5 protein-coding genes and 1 pseudogene are annotated in these 3954 nt (G+C 57.6%); 2 read left to right on the top strand and 4 right to left on the bottom strand.

The features are described from left to right. Window positions 1-129: 129 nt before the first annotated feature. Together ROA7023_RS23060 and ROA7023_RS24235 are read right to left on the bottom strand one after the other, a co-directional pair. A pseudogene (locus ROA7023_RS23060) lies at window positions 130-498 on the bottom strand (HupE/UreJ family protein); the annotation flags it as partial. Between the two features lie 140 nt (window positions 499-638). Further along, on the bottom strand, window positions 639-998 hold the full coding sequence (locus tag ROA7023_RS24235; RefSeq protein WP_143535730.1) for a hypothetical protein: 360 nt from the start codon (window positions 996-998) through the stop codon (window positions 639-641). 63 nt (window positions 999-1061) lie between these two features. On the opposite strand from ROA7023_RS24235, the gene ROA7023_RS23055 reads away from it, so the two are divergent. Both ROA7023_RS23055 and ROA7023_RS23050 read left to right on the top strand, forming a co-directional pair. Further along, window positions 1062-1340 carry a metal-sensing transcriptional repressor gene (locus ROA7023_RS23055; RefSeq protein WP_085881293.1) on the top strand — a complete coding sequence of 93 codons (279 nt, stop codon included), beginning with the start codon at window positions 1062-1064 and terminating at the stop codon, window positions 1338-1340. A gap of 9 nt (window positions 1341-1349) precedes the next feature. Next, window positions 1350-2690: an MFS transporter gene (locus ROA7023_RS23050; protein WP_085881292.1), complete on the top strand. Its 1341-nt coding sequence runs from the start codon at window positions 1350-1352 to the stop codon at window positions 2688-2690. A 261-nt stretch (window positions 2691-2951) separates the two neighbouring features. Here ROA7023_RS23050 and ROA7023_RS23045 read toward each other — a convergent pair whose 3' ends face one another. Both ROA7023_RS23045 and ROA7023_RS23040 read right to left on the bottom strand, forming a co-directional pair. Then, on the bottom strand, window positions 2952-3581 hold the full coding sequence (locus ROA7023_RS23045) for a DUF6441 family protein (RefSeq protein ID WP_085881291.1): 630 nt from the start codon (window positions 3579-3581) through the stop codon (window positions 2952-2954). After that, a complete protein-coding gene (locus ROA7023_RS23040) occupies window positions 3578-3862 on the bottom strand; it encodes a head-tail joining protein (RefSeq protein WP_085881295.1) in 285 nt (94 codons plus the stop codon). The genes ROA7023_RS23045 and ROA7023_RS23040 overlap by 4 nt, the downstream gene beginning before the upstream one ends. Window positions 3863-3954: the final 92 nt, after the last annotated feature.

The following is a 3954-nucleotide window of genomic DNA, read 5'->3' as shown; positions in this document are numbered from 1 at the left end:
AACCCTGCATGTGGGCCTGTTTAGTGTAACGACGAGATTAGACAGGGACGTCTACGAGATTTTGCGGCGGCATTGTGAAAATCGAGGCCGTAAAATGGGTTGGCAGGGGTTAGGTCACCGATTCAGGTTTGTGTTTGGCTGAAAACCGAACCATTTCTGATAAAGACCGAGGTTGTCGAGCGCCTTGTAAACAACCGACAGGCCAATAATGGCATCAATGATGTACGCATTGATGCCCCAGCCGAACCAGACGCCCGCGATCATGGTGACAGAATGGCCGACGGCAAAGATGCTGACGTAAACCGCCACGTCTTTCATGTGGTAGAGGAAGAAGACGACGCCGAGCAGAAACAGGATATGGTCATATCCCGTGATCATGTGCTTTGCGCCGAGGTAGATGAACGAGATGATATGCACCCCGAAAATCTCTTGGATATAACCCTGATCACCAAGAGTGACAGCATGGGCATAGGCAGAGGTGGCGAATGCAAGCAGCATCAGCACAATAGTTGTAAAGAGGATCAGGGACTGTCGCAAAGCATGCGACAGCTGCCCCGACCGGTAGGATCGGTTGAGTATCATTTTGATTTTCCGTTTATTGAGTGCGTAAGTTTTGAAGTGCCTAAATTGGCCTTACTTCACACTTGTGGCGGTCGATCTAAGCCATAATCTTTGCGGCCTCGCATGGCGGTGGCTGCCGTAGCCAAACGTATGCGGGTTGGCAGGATCGCAGTTGTCGTCTCGCTCGGCAGCAAAAACGTTGTGATGTGTTCGTGTTCTGCAATCTCGTGGGCATGACTCTGAAAGATGTGCATTATATCCACGATGTCGTCATGGGCATGACCATGATCTTCAATCTCTGCCTGATGTTCGGCAATGATTTTTGCGATCTGGGCAAGTTCATGTGATTTATTCAATGCGTCAGACGACAATGTGAAACCCACCGCCAAAGCGATGGTCAATGCAAAGCGCAGGAATGATGTCGCCTGTCGTTTCATGTGCCCGTTTCCGCAGGTCTTGGCCTGCTTGCTCTATCCCCCTTGGGGGGATAGCGTTTACTTATGACAAAACATACGCACCATGCAACCCACCCAGACATTGTAAAGCGGCTGAAACGTGCCAACGGGCATCTTTTGAGTGTAATCGGGATGATCGAGGCAGAGCGCCCCTGCACCGATATCGCACAGCAACTTCATGCTGTCGAAAAAGCCATTACCCAAGCCAAGCGCACTTTGATTCAAGACCATATCGACCATTGCCTTGATGCGGCCATGGCCGGTGCGGGTGGTGATGGAACACCTGCAACTGCAGACTTTAAGGCCATTACAAAGTATCTCTGAGGTCTTCCCATGCTCTCTGTTCTTGCTGACCGCACCTACCGCCACCTTTTTTTGGCCCAAATCACGGCCCTTCTGGGGACTGGTCTGGCCACTGTGGCGCTCGGATTGCTGGCCTTCGATTTGGCGGAAGAACGCGCAGGGTTGGTGCTGGGGACGGTCTTCACAATCAAGATGGTGGCCTATGTCGGCATCGCTCCCATCGCGGGGGCCTTTGCAAACCGTTGGCCGCGCCGCTCGATGCTGGTCAGTCTTGATCTGATCCGCGCTGCCGTGGCGCTTTGCCTACCGTTCGTCAGCGAGGTCTGGCAGGTCTATGTGCTGATCTTTGTGCTGCAATCTGCGTCTGCTGCGTTCACGCCCACGTTTCAGGCCACAATCCCCGACATTCTGCCAGAAGAAGACCGTTACACCCGCGCTTTGTCTCTGTCGCGATTGGCCTATGACCTGGAAAATATCATCAGCCCGACGCTGGCCGCGATCCTGCTGGCCTTTGTCAGCTATCAGGCGTTGTTCTTCGGAACTGTCATAGGCTTTGTCGGATCGGCTCTGCTCGTGGTTTCAGTCCTGCTGCCCAGCCCAAAGGAAACGGTGCGGCGTGGGATCTACGACCGCACAACGCGAGGGATACGGATTTATCTTGCAACACCGCGCCTGCGCGGTCTTCTGTCCCTGAACTTCGCCGCAGCGGCGGCAGGCGCAATGGTTCTGGTCAATACTGTCGTGCTGGTGCGTTCTGATCTGGGTTTAGATAATACGCAGGTGGCCATAGCGCTTGGCGCATTCGGAGGCGGTTCCATGCTTGCCGCCCTCATATTGCCACGCCTTCTGGACAACCGGCCCGACCGACCCGTGATGATCGTTGGCGCTGCCTTGCTGGTCGTCACTCTCCTTGGTCTGGCCGCCCTGACGGTGATCGACGGCGTCGGGTGGTATCCGCTTTTGGCAGGATGGTTGGTGATCGGGGTGGGCTATTCTACGGTCCTGACCCCATCCGGACGACTGCTCAAACGCTCTGCACATGCGGAAGACAGACCCGCCGTCTACGCCGCACAGTTTGCCCTATCCCATGCCTGCTGGCTGGTCGCCTATCCCTTGGCCGGATGGCTGATTACTGAATTTGATGCAGCAACGGCGCTTGCTGTATTGGCGCTGCTGGCCGCGGCCGGAATGGCTGGAGGCGTTATCCTCTGGCCGAGTGATGATGCAGGTGTTGTTGAACATACCCACGATGATCTGCCAGCGGATCATCCCCATGTGCAGGACGGGCGCTCCCACAGCCATCCAATAGTTATCGACGATTATCACCTGCATTGGCCGCGTATTGGGAAACCTGAAGACCAACACGGCTAAAGCGTGTCAGAGCCGTTCTAAGACAATCATTTTGTCGCATGCGCAAACCACCTCGTTTGGCTCTGCCGCAAACGGCGCCCAAAACCCAGCCGGTCGTTGAAGATTTTTATCTTTCTTGCGCTAGCGGCCATTCGCGCACAACGCAGCATCGGTGAGTCTGGGCTCACTGCCGCCGTTCGCTGCGCCGTCCACGAAGGTCCGCAGTAAGTGGTTCGCCTCTTTTCTGACAATACCTTCGAACGCCCATTGGCGCGACATTGATCACAGCCTCGCCTCCACCCAGTTCGCCACGATCAGCCCCGGTACGGCGTCATGCGCGCGCTCGGCATCCCTCGCCAGATCAAGCCGCTTCGACAGTCTGACCTGGGGCACCAGCAGGAAAATTGGCACGGTCGCCACGCCGCGCCCGGTCTTGGACCTTGAGGCAACAGCGCGACCCTTGGTGTTCAACCGCCCCTCCGCCACCAAAAGGCTGGCGCCGGTCCGCCGATAGATGAACCGCAGCCGCAATCCGGTGCGGCGTTCCCATTCGCCGGGTGTGATCCGGCCACCGCGCGTGGATTTGCCTGCAGCGGGCGTGGGGATCGCCAGCCAAAAGCCATTTTTCGAGCGGATCAAGGGACCAGTGTCGTGCGCGCTGATAATCACTGGCGCCTTGGACCAGACCAGCGCCGCGGCGTCCAGACTTTCGCCCGACTTCGGAAAGTTCCGACTCCGGATCGAGTTGGCAAGCCTTCGCCCCAACCCAGCGCCAGTGATCTGTGCTCGCCAGGCCGTCTTCAGCTCGGCCCCTGCCTCGCGCATGGCGGCTGTCACCGCGCGTTCGCCCGCCGCAACCTCCACCGCCATCATGGCGACGATGTCGGGATCGATGTCGAGTTTCAGCCTCATGCGGGCCTCAGGTCTACGGTCCAGACGAGCCGTTCGCGGTCGCGGACCGGCTCGCCCTGGATCAGGAAAGCCTCCCCATCGATTTCGATCCGGTTGCCGGGGCGCGGGTTTGCCACCTCGGCGACGCGCAGGTCGATGCGCGTGGTTTCCGACCAGAGGCGCGCGTCGCCAAAGCCGGTGATCTCGTCCGCGCGGCGGGTGATGACGCGGATGAGGGCTGGGGCACCGCCATCGGCAATGTAAACTGAGTTATGCCCAAAAGTTGGTGACGGCTTGATCAGGCGGCGTTTTGAAGTTGCTTGATCCCGTCCTTGAAGGCAATCCCCTGGATCACTTCGGGCAGACGGTTTGGCCCTGAGATTTTCCTCCACTT

Source organism: Roseisalinus antarcticus (assembly GCF_900172355.1).
Taxonomy (GTDB): domain Bacteria; phylum Pseudomonadota; class Alphaproteobacteria; order Rhodobacterales; family Rhodobacteraceae; genus Oceanicola; species Oceanicola antarcticus_A.
This window is presented reverse-complemented; position numbering and strand designations above follow the sequence as displayed.

Bases quoted from the DNA above. Each gene is read 5' to 3' on its own strand.
- ROA7023_RS23050 (WP_085881292.1), top strand. From the start codon at position 1,350: ATGCTCTCTGTTCTTGCTGACCGCACCTACCGCCACCTTTTTTTGGCC.
- ROA7023_RS23055 (WP_085881293.1), top strand. From the start codon at position 1,062: ATGACAAAACATACGCACCATGCAACCCACCCAGACATTGTAAAGCGG.
- ROA7023_RS24235 (WP_143535730.1), bottom strand. From the start codon at position 998: ATGAAACGACAGGCGACATCATTCCTGCGCTTTGCATTGACCATCGCT.
- ROA7023_RS23045 (WP_085881291.1), bottom strand. From the start codon at position 3,581: ATGAGGCTGAAACTCGACATCGATCCCGACATCGTCGCCATGATGGCG.